The 14,762-nt window shown below is 35.2% G+C and carries 16 protein-coding genes; 9 read left to right on the forward strand and 7 right to left on the reverse strand.

Annotation, left to right across the window (positions count from 1 at the left end; translation table 11 throughout):
* Window positions 1-18: 18 nt before the first annotated feature.
* Entirely contained in the window at window positions 19-849 is an 831-nt protein-coding gene (locus KI430_RS17565) for an alpha/beta hydrolase family protein (protein ID WP_248876174.1), read from the forward strand.
* Between the two features lie 2 nt (window positions 850-851).
* On the opposite strand, the gene KI430_RS17570 is transcribed toward KI430_RS17565, so the two are convergent.
* A complete protein-coding gene (locus KI430_RS17570) occupies window positions 852-1,316 on the reverse strand; it encodes a hypothetical protein (RefSeq protein ID WP_248876175.1) in 465 nt (154 codons plus the stop codon).
* A gap of 95 nt (window positions 1,317-1,411) precedes the next feature.
* Here KI430_RS17570 and KI430_RS17575 point away from each other — a divergent pair, with 95 nt between their 5' ends.
* From KI430_RS17575 to KI430_RS17585, 3 genes are all read left to right on the forward strand, one after another.
* Window positions 1,412-1,855: a 6-pyruvoyl trahydropterin synthase family protein gene (locus KI430_RS17575; RefSeq protein ID WP_248876176.1), complete on the forward strand. Its 444-nt coding sequence runs from the start codon at window positions 1,412-1,414 to the stop codon at window positions 1,853-1,855.
* Window positions 1,856-1,952: 97 nt separating this feature from the next.
* A complete protein-coding gene (locus KI430_RS17580) occupies window positions 1,953-2,570 on the forward strand; it encodes an outer membrane protein (protein ID WP_248876177.1) in 618 nt (205 codons plus the stop codon).
* Between the two features lie 156 nt (window positions 2,571-2,726).
* The gene (locus KI430_RS17585; protein ID WP_248876178.1) at window positions 2,727-3,245 is read left to right on the forward strand and encodes a porin family protein; all 519 of its coding nucleotides are present in this window, start codon (window positions 2,727-2,729) and stop codon (window positions 3,243-3,245) included.
* Window positions 3,246-3,298: 53 nt separating this feature from the next.
* On the opposite strand, the gene KI430_RS17590 is transcribed toward KI430_RS17585, so the two are convergent.
* Window positions 3,299-4,495, reverse strand: a complete 1,197-nt coding sequence (locus KI430_RS17590) for an exo-beta-N-acetylmuramidase NamZ domain-containing protein (RefSeq protein ID WP_248876179.1) — start codon at window positions 4,493-4,495, stop codon at window positions 3,299-3,301.
* Between the two features lie 4 nt (window positions 4,496-4,499).
* Between KI430_RS17590 and KI430_RS17595 the strand changes: the two genes are divergently transcribed.
* The 3 genes from KI430_RS17595 to KI430_RS17605 are packed head-to-tail and all read left to right on the forward strand — an operon-like array spanning window position 4,500 to window position 7,382.
* A complete protein-coding gene (locus tag KI430_RS17595) occupies window positions 4,500-5,729 on the forward strand; it encodes an ABC transporter permease (RefSeq protein WP_248876180.1) in 1,230 nt (409 codons plus the stop codon).
* Between the two features lie 39 nt (window positions 5,730-5,768).
* Window positions 5,769-6,374 carry a hypothetical protein gene (locus KI430_RS17600; RefSeq protein WP_248876181.1) on the forward strand — a complete coding sequence of 202 codons (606 nt, stop codon included), beginning with the start codon at window positions 5,769-5,771 and terminating at the stop codon, window positions 6,372-6,374.
* A 24-nt stretch (window positions 6,375-6,398) separates the two neighbouring features.
* Window positions 6,399-7,382 carry a PLP-dependent cysteine synthase family protein gene (locus KI430_RS17605; RefSeq protein WP_248876182.1) on the forward strand — a complete coding sequence of 328 codons (984 nt, stop codon included), beginning with the start codon at window positions 6,399-6,401 and terminating at the stop codon, window positions 7,380-7,382.
* A gap of 70 nt (window positions 7,383-7,452) precedes the next feature.
* Here KI430_RS17605 and KI430_RS17610 read toward each other — a convergent pair whose 3' ends face one another.
* From KI430_RS17610 to KI430_RS17625, 5 genes are all read right to left on the reverse strand, one after another.
* Window positions 7,453-7,701 (reverse strand): hypothetical protein, encoded by a 249-nt coding sequence (locus KI430_RS17610; RefSeq protein ID WP_248876183.1) that lies wholly within the window; start codon window positions 7,699-7,701, stop codon window positions 7,453-7,455.
* Window positions 7,698-8,027 carry a DUF2752 domain-containing protein gene (locus KI430_RS18145; protein WP_410744661.1) on the reverse strand — a complete coding sequence of 110 codons (330 nt, stop codon included), beginning with the start codon at window positions 8,025-8,027 and terminating at the stop codon, window positions 7,698-7,700. The genes KI430_RS17610 and KI430_RS18145 overlap by 4 nt, the downstream gene beginning before the upstream one ends.
* Window positions 8,024-8,539, reverse strand: a complete 516-nt coding sequence (locus tag KI430_RS17615) for a hypothetical protein (protein WP_248876184.1) — start codon at window positions 8,537-8,539, stop codon at window positions 8,024-8,026. The genes KI430_RS18145 and KI430_RS17615 overlap by 4 nt, the downstream gene beginning before the upstream one ends.
* 81 nt (window positions 8,540-8,620) lie before the next feature.
* Window positions 8,621-9,463 (reverse strand): isoaspartyl peptidase/L-asparaginase, encoded by an 843-nt coding sequence (locus tag KI430_RS17620; RefSeq protein ID WP_248876185.1) that lies wholly within the window; start codon window positions 9,461-9,463, stop codon window positions 8,621-8,623.
* 107 nt (window positions 9,464-9,570) lie between these two features.
* Window positions 9,571-10,464, reverse strand: coding sequence for a cyanophycinase (locus KI430_RS17625; RefSeq protein ID WP_248876186.1), 894 nt, complete (start codon window positions 10,462-10,464; stop codon window positions 9,571-9,573).
* A gap of 415 nt (window positions 10,465-10,879) precedes the next feature.
* Here KI430_RS17625 and cphA point away from each other — a divergent pair, with 415 nt between their 5' ends.
* Both cphA and KI430_RS17635 read left to right on the forward strand, forming a co-directional pair.
* The gene (cphA, locus tag KI430_RS17630; protein ID WP_248876187.1) at window positions 10,880-13,507 is read left to right on the forward strand and encodes a cyanophycin synthetase; all 2,628 of its coding nucleotides are present in this window, start codon (window positions 10,880-10,882) and stop codon (window positions 13,505-13,507) included.
* A gap of 95 nt (window positions 13,508-13,602) precedes the next feature.
* The gene (locus KI430_RS17635; RefSeq protein WP_248876188.1) at window positions 13,603-14,733 is read left to right on the forward strand and encodes an alpha/beta hydrolase-fold protein; all 1,131 of its coding nucleotides are present in this window, start codon (window positions 13,603-13,605) and stop codon (window positions 14,731-14,733) included.
* Window positions 14,734-14,762 lie beyond the last annotated feature (29 nt).

Below are 14,762 nucleotides of genomic sequence, written 5' to 3' on the forward strand. Positions count from 1 at the left end.
ATTTTAAATAAGATTGAAATGAATTTAATCAAACATAAAAATATAGTTCTAAAGTCAGAAAAAGAATTTTTGGCTGATGCGATTTTTCCGAATTCGAATGACAAGTTGCCTTTGATTATTTTCGTTCACGGCTACAAAGGTTACAAAGATTGGGGCGCTTGGGAATTGATGGGAGAGAAGTTTGCGAAAGCTGGATTTTATTTTGTTAAATTCAATTTTTCACATAACGGAACTACGATTAATAATCCTAAGGAATTTGCAGACTTAGAAGCTTTTGGAGAAAATAATTATTCCAAAGAGCTAGACGATTTAGAGATTGTGATTAATCATTTTAAAAATCAGAAAGAAGTTGATTCTCAAAATATAACTTTACTTGGACACAGCAGAGGCGGTGGGATTTCTGTAATCAAAGCTTCTGAAAATAGTTCGATTTCAAAATTAATTACATTAGCTAGTGTTTCTACACTTGACAGGTTTCCCAAAGATGAAGCTTTTGAAAACTGGAAAAATGACGGTGTTTACTTCGTCGAAAATGCCAGGACGAAACAAAAAATGCCTCACTATTTTCAATTCTATCTAGATTTTGAAATGAATAAAGAAAGATTTGATGTAGAAAAAGCCTGTGAAAAACTGACAGTTCCAACTTTATTTATTCACGGTTCTGCTGACGAATCTGTTTCTTTAAACCATTCTGAAAATCTTCAACGATGGACAAAGGATTCTCAAATTAAAATCATTAGAAATGCCAATCACACTTTTGGGGCAAAAGAACCTTGGGAAGACGATTCTCTTCCAAAAGAATTAGATAAAGCCTTTGAAGTTTGTATTGATTTTTTAAAAGAAAAATAAATTTATTTTTTCTTCAAAAGGTTATTGTTCTCTATCCAACGTTTGCTGGTATTGATGTCTTTCAAATACCAAATATCATTAGCATTCATCAGATAAAGGCTGTAAACAATGGGTGTTGCAATCTGCTTGCCCTCCAAATAATTGGCTCTGATAGAAATGGCATTCCTTTTACGAATAAAATCGCCACTGAAGATGTTGGAATAAGTTTGTCCGGTAGATTTATCATCAATCAGCTCAATCAAAGTAATGCTGTTATCTTCTTTGAACTCGAGAATATGACGTTCTGAATGATCTTCAAAATCTTCTACCAAAACAAATTTTTTGTTATTAATTGTATATCCGGAAGAATCCTTCATTTTTTTGTGTTTACTTTCAATTTTTTCCAAAATATCATTGATAGCGGAAAAATTCTGAGAATAAAAATAAACAGAAGAGGTTAAGCTTAAGAATAGGACTAATTTTTTCATTTTGATGTGTCTTCTCTACAAAATAAGCTATTGTAAACTGGATACACAAATCTTTAACAAAAATTATAAAACAGATTTTTGATTATCTTTGCAAAATGATACGGATTACAAAAATTTTCACTTTCGAGACAGCGCATGTTCTTTATAATTATGATGGTAAATGCAAAAATATGCACGGTCATTCCTATAAATTATTTGTAACAGTGAAGGGTAATCCTATCAATAATCTGGACGATCCAAAAAACGGTATGGTTGTAGATTTTGGCGATATCAAAAAAATTGTAAAAGAAGAAATTGTAGATATTTGGGATCATGCTGTTCTGGTGAATGGCGCTTCTCCGCACAAATCTTTGGGTGAAAATCTACAGAATGAAGGTCACAAAGTTATTTTTTGTGATTATCAGCCGACTTGCGAAAATATGCTTTACGATATTGCGTCAAAAATCCAATCTAAACTTCCTTCCGGAATTCAATTAGCCTATCTCAAACTTCACGAAACCGAAAATTCTTACGGTGAATGGTTGGCTGAAGAGAACTGATTTATTGCATTATAGATAATTTTAAGTATCTTTTTTTGTTAAATATTTGGTGTATTAATAAATTTTAATACTTTTGCACCCTAAAATTTAACAAACAATGAAAAAATTATTAGTTATTGGTGCAATTGCACTTTTCGGAGGTATGAATGCTCAAAAGAATACTATCCTTGTTGGTGGTGATATTTCTTTACTAACTTCAAAAGACAAATTCGGCTCTACAACAACTAGTGAAAGCAATACATTTAACTTCAACCCAAGAGTTGGTTACCAATTTACAGATAATTGGACTGCTGGTGTTAAATTAGGAGTTGGCACAGGGAAAGTTACAGAGCAAATTTCTGGCACTTCTTATGAGGGAACGGAAAAAATAAATAATTTTACTTACGGTGTATTTGGTAGATACACTCAACCATTAAGTGAAACTTTTGCAGTATTTGGAGAATTAGATGTTTATGCAAGTAATGGTAAAGCAACTTACTCTACTAATGCGCCTGGAAATTTTTCTTCCACAAACAAAACTACAGGTTTTGGTGTAATGTTTACTCCAAATTTGTTTATTAACTTTAAGAACTCTTTTGGATTGAACTTCAACATTGGTGGTTTAGGTTATGAAACTAGCAAAATAAAAGATTCTGACTTCAAAACTAATGCATTTGGTTTTAGTTTCGGAAAAGGAGTTACTGTAGGTATTTCTAAAAACTTCGGTACAAAATAATATCGAATTATAATAATAAAAAAACCTCGCAACTTGCGAGGTTTTTTTATTGAAATATAAGTCTTTAATCCAATAGGAAAATCAAATTTTTATAAAATAACTAATTTTGATTTTTGTTAAAATTTTCTTAAAATTGCAGACTTAAAATTAATAACAATGAAAAAACTATTTTTAGTTGGTGCAATTGCACTTTTCGGAGCTATGAATGCTCAGTCGGCTAAGTTTGGGCTTAACGCAGGTATGCTGACAGGATTTGCAAAAGCAAAAGTCCCTGGTTATAGTGAGACAGATTCTTCTACAGGATTTTATGTTGGAGCTTTGGTAGAAATTAAGTTTGGAAGTTTTGCGATTCAGCCTGCGGTTAACTATGCTAATATTAGCGATGGAAGTGGGTTGCAAATTCCTGTGATGTTAAAATATTACGCTATTCCAAAATTGAATTTTCAATTTGGTCCCCAGTTTTTATTTGATTTGGAAGATACACCGGCGGGTTATGAAAATTTTTATAATAAAACAAATTTTGGACTGGCAGTCGGAGCAGGTTTTGATTTTACGTCTAGCTTATTTGCTGAAGCAAGATATTCTTTCCAGGTAAATAATCATCTCAAAGATGCGCCTTCAGGATATGCATTAAAAGCTAATTATTTTAATCTTGGTTTAGGTTATAAATTTTAATCCAAATCCAGAATTATATAAAATAAACAACCTCGCAACTTGCGAGGTTTTTTTTAGTTTGGATAGACAATATATTTCTGTCTTATTTTTTCAAAATTATCAAGATCTTTCTTCCAGCTATCTTTAATTTCTTTTTCAGATTTTCCAGCAATGATTTGCTTTCTAAGTTCATCACTTCCGGCTAATTTGTCAAAGAAAAGGTTTTTCAGAAAGAAATCCTGCTGAGGATTTTTATAATTTTTGTAGGATTTCAAAAGCCATTCAAGATTTATTTGTCTTAAGTCTTGAGAGTATTGACTCAGATTTTCACCATAACATAATTTCCCATTCAAGAAAGGATCTTTTGCACCTTCGGTTGGTTTTGGCGTGAATTGATATTGGAAATCTTTTGTCCACGGCGAACCGTAGATTTGGAATGGTAAATCTGTTCCTCTTCCTACAGAAACCTGCGTTCCTTCAAAAAAACAGAGACTCGGATAAAGATTGATGGATTTATCATTAGGAAGATTTGGAGAAGGTTTGTCAGAAACGCCGTAACGCTGTTGTTTGTGGTAATTAAGCATTGGGATCAGCGTGTATTTTGCTGTCACTCCATTTTTCAGCCACTTTTCTCCATTCACCATTTTTCCGTATTCTCCAATTGTTAAACCGTAAACAACAGGAACATTGTGAAGTCCAATAAAACTTTTCCATTGATTTTTCATCATTGGTCCATCGGTGTAACCGTCGTGTGGATTTGGTCTGTCTAGGACAATCACTTCTACATTATTTTCAGCGGCAGCTTCCATAATATAAGATAGTGTCGAGATATAAGTGTAAAATCGTACTCCAACATCCTGAATATCAAATAAAATAACATCAGCATCTTTCAGGTATTCGGCTTTTGGTTTTTTATTTGGACCATAGAGTGAAATAATCGGTAATCCGGTTTTTGTATCTACACCGCTTTTTACATCTTCACCAGCATCGGCAACACCTCGAAATCCGTGTTCAGGCGCAAAAATAGATTTAATTTTTACATTATTTTCAACCAAAAAATCAACCAAATGTTTTTTGTTTTTCAGAAGACTGGTTTGGTTGGCAGCGACAATAACGTTTTTATTTTTAAGTAAGGAAAGATATAATTCCGGTCTGTCAGCAGCGGTTGCAAAACAGTCTTTGGATTGATCTTGAGACTTAATAAATGGTATTGAACTAAAATAAATTAGCAGGATAAAAACTAAAGTTTTATTTTTGAAGCTTAAAATCATTGATTTGAATTTTCCGTTATATTTCTCGAAAAAGATAGCGTTTTCCAAAGATAACAAAAATAATCTCTCCAAAGTGATTGTCTACATCGGCAGGCTTTCTGTTGCTTTGGGCATCATTGTTTCGCTGATTACAATCTCCACAGGTCTCGGTTCCAAAAAAGCTATCGAAGATAGAATTTCCAATTTCAGCGGGGATATTTCTGTAAAATCGACGCGTTCCAATTCTTCTTATAATTCTTCTGTTTTGGATGCAAAAGGATTGGATACCAATTCTGTAAAAGCTATTCCTGGCGTTGCTGGTTTACAATCTTATGCATCGGTAAGTGGAATCCTAAGAACTGAAAATAATTTTGCGGGCATCATTCTGAAAGGTGTTGGAAAAGATTTCGATAAGGAGAGATTCCAACCGTTTATGATTTCGGGTTCGATTCCGGATTATAAAGAAGACGGTTATAATAACGAGGTTATTTTATCAGAAAAAATCGCCAGCGACCTTTCACTCAAAGCGAACGACAGTATTGTTGCCATCTTTTCAAAAGAAGACCAAAAACCGATTTACAGAAAATTTCTGATTAAAGGGATTTACAAAACAGATATCAAACTGGTTGATGATCTTTATATGATTGGCGATATCAATCACGTCCGCAAAGTAATGAATATGAATGATAAAGAAGTTGGCGGACTTGATATTTTCCTGGATGATACGAGTGAAATCGATTCTACTTTTCCTCAAATCGAAAAATATATTGGATATAAAAATTATGCAGAAAAAGTAACGGAAAAATACCCACAGATTTTGGATTGGGTCAATATTTTCAATCAGAATATTTCTTTGATTATTGCCATTATGCTGATTGTTGTAGTCATTAATATCATTATGGTTTTACTCATTTTGATTATCGAGAGAACAAACTCCATAGGGCTTTTGAAAACATTCGGAGCTTCTAATGCGCAGATCAGATCCATTTTTATTAATTATACATTAATTATAATGATTCCTGGATTGTTGGCAGGAAATGTGATAGGAATCGGATTGCTGTTGATCCAAAAATATACAGGAATTATAAAGCTTGACCCGGAAAATTACTTCATCAGTACAGTTCCGGTAGATCTTAACCCGTTATACATCATTTCGATTTCTGTCGGGATTTTTATCGTATCGGGCATCGCAATGATTTTACCAAGTTATTTGATCAGTAGAATCTCACCATTAAAGGCTATTAAATACAGTTAATTAATTTTTATAGATTTAAATACTTGAAAAAATACTTAAATGATACTAAAAAACCTTAATTATCCACTTGATTTTAAATTCAAGATCACCACATTGGCCAGCGACTTTAACATTACGGACAGAAACGGGAATTATGTTGCTTATGTTCGTCAGAAAATGTTTAAGCTGAAGGAAGATGTAATTGTTTTCAATGATGAAAGTAAATTAAAGGAATTATTCAATATCAAGGCGAACCAATGGATTGATTTCAACGCATCTTATTTGATGACGGATTTGGTTAATGGTAAAAAATTCGGAAGACTGGCAAGAAAAGGGGTTCGTTCTCTCTGGAAATCCCGGTATGATATCATCGATGAAAATGATCAACCGAAATATCAAATCAATGAAGACAATGGCTGGGTAAAGGTTTTTGACAGTTTCATTGGCGAGATTCCGATTATAGGATTGTTCACGGGTTATTTTCTGAATCCTTCTTACACCGTGAAAGATAATGCGGGTAAAGAATACTTCAGACTGAAAAAAATGCCTTCTTTGGTTGGGAGGAGATTCCAATTAGAAAGATTAATTGATATTGATGACGAAGACGAATCTCTTGTTGTTTTGAGTTTTCTGATGATGGTTCTTTTAGAAAGAGCGAGAGGATAATAGCCTTAATTAAAATAATAGAATATGAAATATTACAATAATATAGTTGAAACGATTGGTAACACACCTTTGGTTAAAATCAATAAAGTCTTGGGAGAGGATTTTCCAGCTTTGGTTTTGGCAAAAGTGGAAACGACCAATCCCGGAAATTCTGTGAAAGACAGAATGGCGCTTAAGATGATACAAGATGCTGAAAAAGACGGACGTCTGAAACCTGGCGGAACAATCATCGAAGGAACTTCCGGAAACACGGGAATGGGCTTGGCTTTGGTGGCAATTCAGAAAGGTTACAAATGCATTTTCGTGACCAATTCCAAACAATCCAAAGAAAAATGCGACATCCTGCGTGCAGTTGGTGCAGAAGTGATTGTTTGCCCGACAGATGTGAAACCGACAGATCCGCGTTCTTACTATTCGGTTTCCAAAAGACTGGCAACTGAAACAGAGAACGGTTGGTATGTGAACCAATACGATAATTTGTCCAACAGACAAGCACATTACGAAAGTACAGCACCGGAAATCTGGGAACAGACGGAAGGAAAACTGACGCATTTCGTAGTAGGCGCCGGAACAGGCGGAACAATTACAGGCTGTGGAAAATTCTTCAAGGAGAAAAATCCAAATATTAAAGTTATTGGCGTTGATACTTATGGTTCAATTCTGAAAGAAATCCACGAGACAGGAGAGATTCACTTGAACCACGCTTACACTTATATTACTGAAGGAATCGGCGAAGATATTCTTCCTGAGAATTATGATATGAGTGTGATTGACCATTTTGAAAAAGTGACTGATAAAGATGGTGCAATCTACGCAAGAAAACTGGCAAAAGAAGAAGGGATTTTCTGTGGCTATTCTGCAGGAAGTGCGATGTCTTCTTTGGTCCAAATGAAAGACCAGTTTACAAAAGACGACGTGATTGTCGTTCTGCTTCACGACCACGGAAGCCGTTATGTAGGAAAAATCTACAACGATGAATGGATGAAGGAAATGGGTTGGCTGGAATAATGATGAATTAATGATAAAATAAAGAAACCGCTGTCGAGAGATAGCGGTTTTTTATTTGATGTGATTAGAATTATACAATTCCGCCACCTACTATCAATCTTAAAAATCCAAAAATCGCTGCGGCTGAACACATAATAATTCCAGCCGTTGCATTGCCTTTTGGTAAATTATCTTCCTGTACATAAGCCACAATGCTGATTACCAATCCTATCATTGCAAACGGAATATTAATCCAGTTAAAGGCTCCAAGACAAGGAATAAATCCAAACAACAACCCGAAGATGGCTAAGATTCCCAGTACTAGACTTGCTTTTTTCATAGTTTTGTTTTTATATTTTTTAAATAGTTTAAGAATAAAATTGAATTTAGGATTAATAATCCGAAAATAAAAATACTGAATGGGTTTAAATGAAAAGCGGTTTCAAGATTAAAATGTTTGATTTCTATAAAAGCTCTCGTCGAACCACATAACAAACATTCTTTTCCAACTTTTTGATACTCACACGTTGGCGAAATAGATAAAAGTTTAACATCATCAATGAGAAATAAAAGCAACAATATTAATATAGATATGATTGCTGAAATCTGCCAAACGATTCTGATTGCACTTTTTAGTTCTTGATTTTTATAGATTGTTTTGATCATTTTATCAATTGATCTGCTAATAATCCTAAAACTAAACCTCCAACAGTTCCAAATACACCCAATAAAATCATCGGGATTGCTATTAATGTTATAATTTGGGAATGAGATTCTCTTATTTCGATAAAATATTTTGATGAATCTACTGGTTGAAGAGGAATGATGCTTCCTATCATACTTTCTATTTTCGAAATGTTGCTGCCATCCTTAAATTCAATTTTATAATTTCCGATTGGTGCGCGAAATCTATAAAGTTCCATTCTTCCTGTAGAAAAATTATTAGTTTGTGGTCTCAGTAGGGAAAAACTTAATTTTATTTCCTCATTTGTAGATTCTTCGTAGATGTGTAATTTGAATTGGTCAATTGGCGTTCTTTTAAACATTTGTCCTTTCTGCCAAATTGAAAAGTAGCCTTCTTTTGTAATCGAAAATTGCCCACTTTTGTCCAAATACGGGATTTCTAAAAGAAGTTTTCCGTTAAAAGCTTTTCTAATTAATTGTATGCCTTTAACCATAATAAAAACACCAATTGGAATTAGACAGAAAAATAATATTTGAATTGATGTGATGGGCATTGTTGGTATTAGTTATGGAACTTACACAAAAACCTCAAAGTCAATCCCATCAAAACTAGCAAAAACCATTGTCGGATAAGAATCCTGATGGAAGATATTACCTTCAGAATCAATCCCAATTGCGCCTGCAAAACCATCAATTTCTTTCAGTTCTTCAAAGGTTCTGTCAAAGGCATTTTCAATAGTTAATCCGTCGGTTACTCGGGTTACGATTTTAGCAGCAGTCGCATTACTCACGATATCTTCTCCAACACCTGTACAACTTATTGCACAAAATTGATTGGCAAAATTTCCTGCAACAGTCGCCGAATCAGAGATTCTTCCAGAAATTTCAAAACCTTTTCCACCGGTAGAAGTTGCAACAGCCAGTTTTCCGTGTTTGTCAATCGCAACAGCGCCAACAGTTCCTTTTCCTCCGTTTTTTAGTTTCTCTTCGTATTCTTTTCTTCGCTGAGGAATTTCCGTTGAGAAGTTTTCGAAACCGTGTTGATTAGCATATTGTTTGGCTCCGTTGCCGCCCAAAACGCGGTCGTCTTCTTTCATCAATTCTTTGGCAACAAAAATCGGATTTTTTACATCCTGAATATTAATCACGCCACTCATTTTCTGAGTTTCGCCATTCATTATCGCAGCGCTCATTCGGATTATTCCGTCACTTTGGATTTGCGAACCAATTCCGGCATTGTACAGTTCATCATCTTCCAGCAGCGAAACCGCATAAGCAACCGTATCAAAAGCAGAATTGTCTTTTAAGAATTCATAGGATTTTTTCGCAATATCTTTTAATGAATTTTGTTTGGCAACTTTCACTTCATTACTTTGACTGCTTTCTGAGAAAAATCCACCGTGGATGATTATTTTCATTTTAAATTTTATTAGTTTTTTCAAAAAAAATCTCACAGATTAAGCAGATTGCTGAATTATTTTAAATGTTAATCTGTTGAATTTGCTTAATCTGTGAGAAATCTATATTATTCTGAGCTTACCTGCGGAATCGGATTATATTGCGAATTAACAATCGTCATTTCCCGGCTTTTCAAATCGAATGTATCATTCATAGAAAGCACATCCACAATCAGATTTTTGATAGAAATCGGTTGCCCCAATTCTACATTCGTCAGGTTTGTATCTTTGATTTGAAGGCCGTCCACCAAAATCACAAGACCGGAACCAATCGCCGTCATCGTTTCTTCTTCAATGAACAAGCCTGTATCTTCACCAAGGCCAATTCCCAAAGTTCTCGGATTGTTCACAACCGCCTGAAATAATCTTCCGATTCTTCCTCGCTGTACAAAATGAGTATCAATAATCACATTTTCTATAAAGCCAAGACCTTGAGTCGTTTTGATTTCGCCTTTCAAAAGTGCCTCGGAGCTGGATCCTTGATAAATCATATTTTCCGATGCAGCAGCAGCTCCCGCAGAAGTTCCTGCGTAGATGAAATCTTCGTTTTGGTATTTGTTCAAAATTGAATCGTGAAATCTCGTTCCACCAAGAATTGATGTTAAACGAAGCTGGTCGCCACCAGTGAACATTACAACATCTGCCGCATTAGCTCTCGCAACAATGGCGTCGCTGTTGGCTTGTTCACGATTTTGGATATCAAGAATATTACAGTTTTTTGCGCCAAGATATTCAAACGCTTTTTTATATTCAGGACCAACAATGTCAGGAATCTGAGATGCGGTCGTAATCACTTCAATGACAGAATCTTCTTTCAGTTTCGATTCATCAATAATCTTTCGGAGGATTCCGCGTTCAAAAAAGTTAAGATTTTTTTCAACATTTTGGTCAAAACTGGTCTCCGTAAAACTACCTTTGTTTACAGCGCCTCCAATGATGACTAGTTTTCCTTTTGATTTCATATTAACAAAAATAATAAATCATTACAGAATAAACCTCATATTAATCGCTTAATAATCTACAAATCAGATTTAAACTTTTAATAATTAAGGACTTATTTCCGGAAAACAATGCTTGTTGATTAATGAATTGTTAATTATTCTGATGAATCAATAACAAATTTCTTTTATAACAGAATAATTATTTTCAATTTTTCTTGATTTTACATTATCTTTGATAAAATAGAGAATAACGATTTACAAATTAGCAAGCGTATTTGATTTGACATTTTAGTTCGGCATTAGATTTGGGCAGCTTTATCCGCCCTCCGTTCCCGCTATTTTTATTTTTTGATAAAAAATAAAAATGAGCTCCACTCAGGTCGGGCTGCGTGCAATTCAGTGTAAAATCATAAGTTAAAATCAGTGAAATAGAAATATGAAAATAGAAAAAATACAAGTTTTAAGAGGTCCCAATATTTGGAGCATTACAAGAAAAAAACTCATTCAGATGCGTTTGGATTTGGAGGAAACAGAGCATCAGCCGACCAACAAAATTGAAGGTTTCCGGGAAAGGATAGAGCAATTGTTACCATCATTGTATTCTCACAGATGTTCTGAAGGAACCGAAGGCGGATTTTTCAAACGTGTAGAAATGGGAACCTGGATGGGACACGTGATCGAGCATATAGCGTTGGAAATCCAGACATTGGCAGGAATGGATGTCGGTTTTGGAAGAACCAGAGAAACCAAAACACCTGGAACTTACAATGTTGTTTTCAATTATATCGAAGAAAGAGCCGGCGTTTTCGCTGCGGAAGAAGCAGTGAAAATTGCAGAAAGTCTCATCGCAGGAACCGATTATGATATTAATTCTTGTATTCAGACTTTAAAAGAAATCCGAGAAAGAGAACGATTAGGTCCATCTACAGGAAGTATTGTTGAGGAAGCGGCGTCCAGAAGAATTCCTTGGATTAGATTGGGTAAAAATTCTTTAGTTCAATTGGGTTATGGAATTAATCAACAACGTTTTCAGGCCACGATTACAGGAAACACGAGCAGTATAGCCGTAGATATCGCCTGTAACAAAGAACTCACAAAAAAAATGCTGGAAGATGCTGCAATTCCTGTTCCTTCCGGAGGTCTGGTGACAGATGAGGAGGGTTTGCAGGCGGTTATCAGAAAAATAGGTTATCCGTTAGTTCTGAAACCTTTGGATGGCAATCACGGAAAAGGTGCATCCATCAATGTTAAAGATTATGAAACGGCTGTTATCGGTTTGGAGCACGCTCAGAAATATTCCAGAAAAGTTATTGTAGAAAAATATATTACAGGTTTTGATTTTCGGGTTTTAGTCATTAATCACAAAATGGTTGCGGCGGCGAGAAGGGTTCCTGCTCACGTTGTCGGTGATGGCGAACTGAATCTTCAGGAATTAATCGACAAAGAAAATCTTGATCCTAGAAGAGGTTACGGACACGAAAATGTTTTAACCGAAATTGATGTTGATAAAGACACCAACGAACTTCTTGAAAAACTCAATTATACATTAGAAACCGTTCCACAAAAAGGAGAAATCGTCTATCTGAAATCAACAGCAAATCTTTCTACAGGAGGAACATCGATTGATGTGACCGATATGATTCATCCGGAAAATATACAAATGGCAGAACGTGTTTCCAGAATTATTGGATTGGACGTTTGCGGGATCGATATTATGGCGGAAAATTTAACGCAACCTTTGAAAGAAAGTGGCGGCGCCATTTTGGAAGTGAATGCTGCACCCGGATTCAGGATGCATTTGGCTCCAAGTGAAGGGTTGCCAAGAAACGTTGCGGCTCCGGTTGTTGATATGCTTTATCCACCGGGAAAAGAATTCAGAATTCCGATTATTGCGGTGACTGGAACTAATGGTAAAACTACAACGACTAGACTTCTTGCTCACATTGTTAAAAACAATGGTAAGAGAGTAGGGTTTACAACTTCAGACGGTATTTATATTCAAAATACGTTACTTGAAAAAGGTGACACCACTGGACCAATGTCTGCAGAATTTATCCTGAAAGACCCAACGGTAGAATTTGCTGTTCTGGAAACTGCCAGAGGTGGAATTCTCCGTTCCGGATTAGGTTTTGGAACTTGTGATGTTGGCGTTTTAACCAATATTAAAGAAGATCATCTTGGAATCAGTGATATTCATAATCTCAAGGATCTGACAAGGGTAAAACGTGTGGTTCTGGATAGCGTGAAAAAAGATGGCTGGTGTATTTTGAATGCAGATGATGAATATTCTATGCGATTAGCTGGCGATTTACATTCCAAAGTGGCACTTTTCAGTTTGGATGAAAATAATCCTCATATCAAGAAATTTGCGAAAGAAGGAAAAATTACCTGCGTTTACGAAGAAGGTTTTGTAACCATCAAAAAAGGCGAATGGAAAATCCGAATAGAAAGGGTCAAGAATATCCCAATTACAATGGAAGGGAAAGCGAAGTTTATGATTGCGAATGTTTTAGCTGCGTCATTAGCCGCTTACGTTTACGGTTTCGAAATTCCGAATATTGCTTTAGCTTTGACGACGTTCATTCCAAGTGCGCAATTGACACCAGGCAGACTGAATGTTTTCAAATTCAAAAACTTCAAAGTGATGATTGATTTTGCGCATAATCCTGCGAGTTATGAAGCGATTGAAGATTATCTTAAAAATATAGAATCCAATAAGAAAATCGGGATTATTTCTGGAGTTGGAGATAGGCGGGATAATGACATCCGCGAATGTGGGAAGATTGCCGCAAGGATGTTTGATCATATCATTATCAGAAACGAAAAACATTTGAGAGGCAGGCTGGAAGATGAAATCAATGGATTGATTATAGAAGGTATCCAAAGTATCGACAAAAGTGTAAGTTACGAATGTATCCCGAAAGAAATCGATGCTTTGAAACACGCAATGAGTCTGGCAGAAGAAGGTACTTTTATCACGGCGCTCAGTGATGTGATTCATAATGCGATAGAACTGGTTCAGGAATATCAGGCGAAAGAACTTCAGGATGAAGGAACTTATTAAAACTCAAAAAATATAAACAGAAACCGTCATTTGTTGGCGGTTTTTTTGTTGAAGAATTAATGAATTCTTAAATTCAACCATTCAAATTGACATTAATGAAACTATTTAAAATAATAACTGCTGTTCTTACTTTAAGTTCATCACTTGTATTTTCACAGAATTATAAAACATCTTCAACAGCAAAATCTGGTAAAGAATTTCCAAAAATTGATAATGATAGAAAGGCTCGGTTCAAAGTTTATTTTCCAGACGCAAAATCTGTAATTCTGGAAGGCGGCGACGGAATGCAAAATGTGAAATCTACGACAACTAAAGGTAAAGAAGGCTTTTGGAATATCTCAACTTCTCCATTGGAAATTGGTTTCCATTACTATTGGTTCAATGTCGATGGAAAACGAATTAACGACCCGAATACAGAATTGTATTTCGGTTACGGACAACCAACAAGCGGAATTGAAGTTCCTACAAATGAAGATTTTTTCTTCGAAAAAAATGTTAAGCACGGAAAAATTGTTGATGACAATCTAGATTCTGAAATCACGAATGGAAAACGGAATTTCAAAGTGTATTTGCCGCCAAGTTACGGAACGAAGAAATTTCCAGTTTTATACTTGTATCACGGGACTGGCGAAGATATTACAGGTTGGGAAAAGCAAGGTTATATCAAAAATATTCTGGATAATCTTTTTGCAGAAAGAAAAGCTAAAGAGATGATTGTGGTAATGGATTATGGCGTTGCTTTGACTCCTGAACAGGAAAAATTACCAGATGATTATCCAAGAACAGTCCTTTCTGCTAAAAATTTGGACAAAATTGTAGTTCAGGAATTGATTCCGTACATCGATAAAAAATATAAAACCACTCAAAAACAAGCCATTGCAGGGCTTTCGCGGGGAAGTTATCAGGCGATGTTGATTGGCGCTAATCATCCGGATTTATTTTCTGCGATTGGTTCGTTCAGTCCGGTGATTTATGAAGGAACGGAAAGCCAACCTTTCAAAGAGTTGCCGATAGATAATCTTTTGAAGTCGAAGTCAAAGCCTTTCTTTTTTATGGGAATTGGCGAAAAAGAAGACCAGCGTTTTATCAATTATAATAATTTGTTGAGTAATTATTTACATCAAAATAAATATCCGTTCGAACAATACCAATCTGCCGGAACTTACCACGAATGGCTGACTTGGAGACGTTGCCTTTATGAATTTGCTCAGAAAATATTTAAATAAATTGCAAAATAAAACCGCTTGTATTGAGC

Source organism: Epilithonimonas zeae (assembly GCF_023278365.1).
Classification (GTDB): Bacteria; Bacteroidota; Bacteroidia; order Flavobacteriales; family Weeksellaceae; genus Epilithonimonas; species Epilithonimonas zeae_A.

Coding starts and splice junctions, on each gene's coding strand:
- KI430_RS17565 (WP_248876174.1), top strand. CDS start 19: ATGAATTTAATCAAACATAAAAATATAGTTCTAAAGTCAGAAAAAGAA.
- KI430_RS17570 (WP_248876175.1), bottom strand. CDS start 1,316: ATGAAAAAATTAGTCCTATTCTTAAGCTTAACCTCTTCTGTTTATTTT.
- KI430_RS17575 (WP_248876176.1), top strand. CDS start 1,412: ATGATACGGATTACAAAAATTTTCACTTTCGAGACAGCGCATGTTCTT.
- KI430_RS17580 (WP_248876177.1), top strand. CDS start 1,953: ATGAAAAAATTATTAGTTATTGGTGCAATTGCACTTTTCGGAGGTATG.
- KI430_RS17585 (WP_248876178.1), top strand. CDS start 2,727: ATGAAAAAACTATTTTTAGTTGGTGCAATTGCACTTTTCGGAGCTATG.
- KI430_RS17590 (WP_248876179.1), bottom strand. CDS start 4,495: ATGATTTTAAGCTTCAAAAATAAAACTTTAGTTTTTATCCTGCTAATT.
- KI430_RS17600 (WP_248876181.1), top strand. CDS start 5,769: ATGATACTAAAAAACCTTAATTATCCACTTGATTTTAAATTCAAGATC.
- KI430_RS17605 (WP_248876182.1), top strand. CDS start 6,399: ATGAAATATTACAATAATATAGTTGAAACGATTGGTAACACACCTTTG.
- KI430_RS17610 (WP_248876183.1), bottom strand. CDS start 7,701: ATGAAAAAAGCAAGTCTAGTACTGGGAATCTTAGCCATCTTCGGGTTG.
- KI430_RS18145 (WP_410744661.1), bottom strand. CDS start 8,027: ATGATCAAAACAATCTATAAAAATCAAGAACTAAAAAGTGCAATCAGA.
- KI430_RS17615 (WP_248876184.1), bottom strand. CDS start 8,539: ATGGTTAAAGGCATACAATTAATTAGAAAAGCTTTTAACGGAAAACTT.
- KI430_RS17620 (WP_248876185.1), bottom strand. CDS start 9,463: ATGAAAATAATCATCCACGGTGGATTTTTCTCAGAAAGCAGTCAAAGT.
- KI430_RS17625 (WP_248876186.1), bottom strand. CDS start 10,464: ATGAAATCAAAAGGAAAACTAGTCATCATTGGAGGCGCTGTAAACAAA.
- cphA (WP_248876187.1), top strand. CDS start 10,880: ATGAAAATAGAAAAAATACAAGTTTTAAGAGGTCCCAATATTTGGAGC.
- KI430_RS17635 (WP_248876188.1), top strand. CDS start 13,603: ATGAAACTATTTAAAATAATAACTGCTGTTCTTACTTTAAGTTCATCA.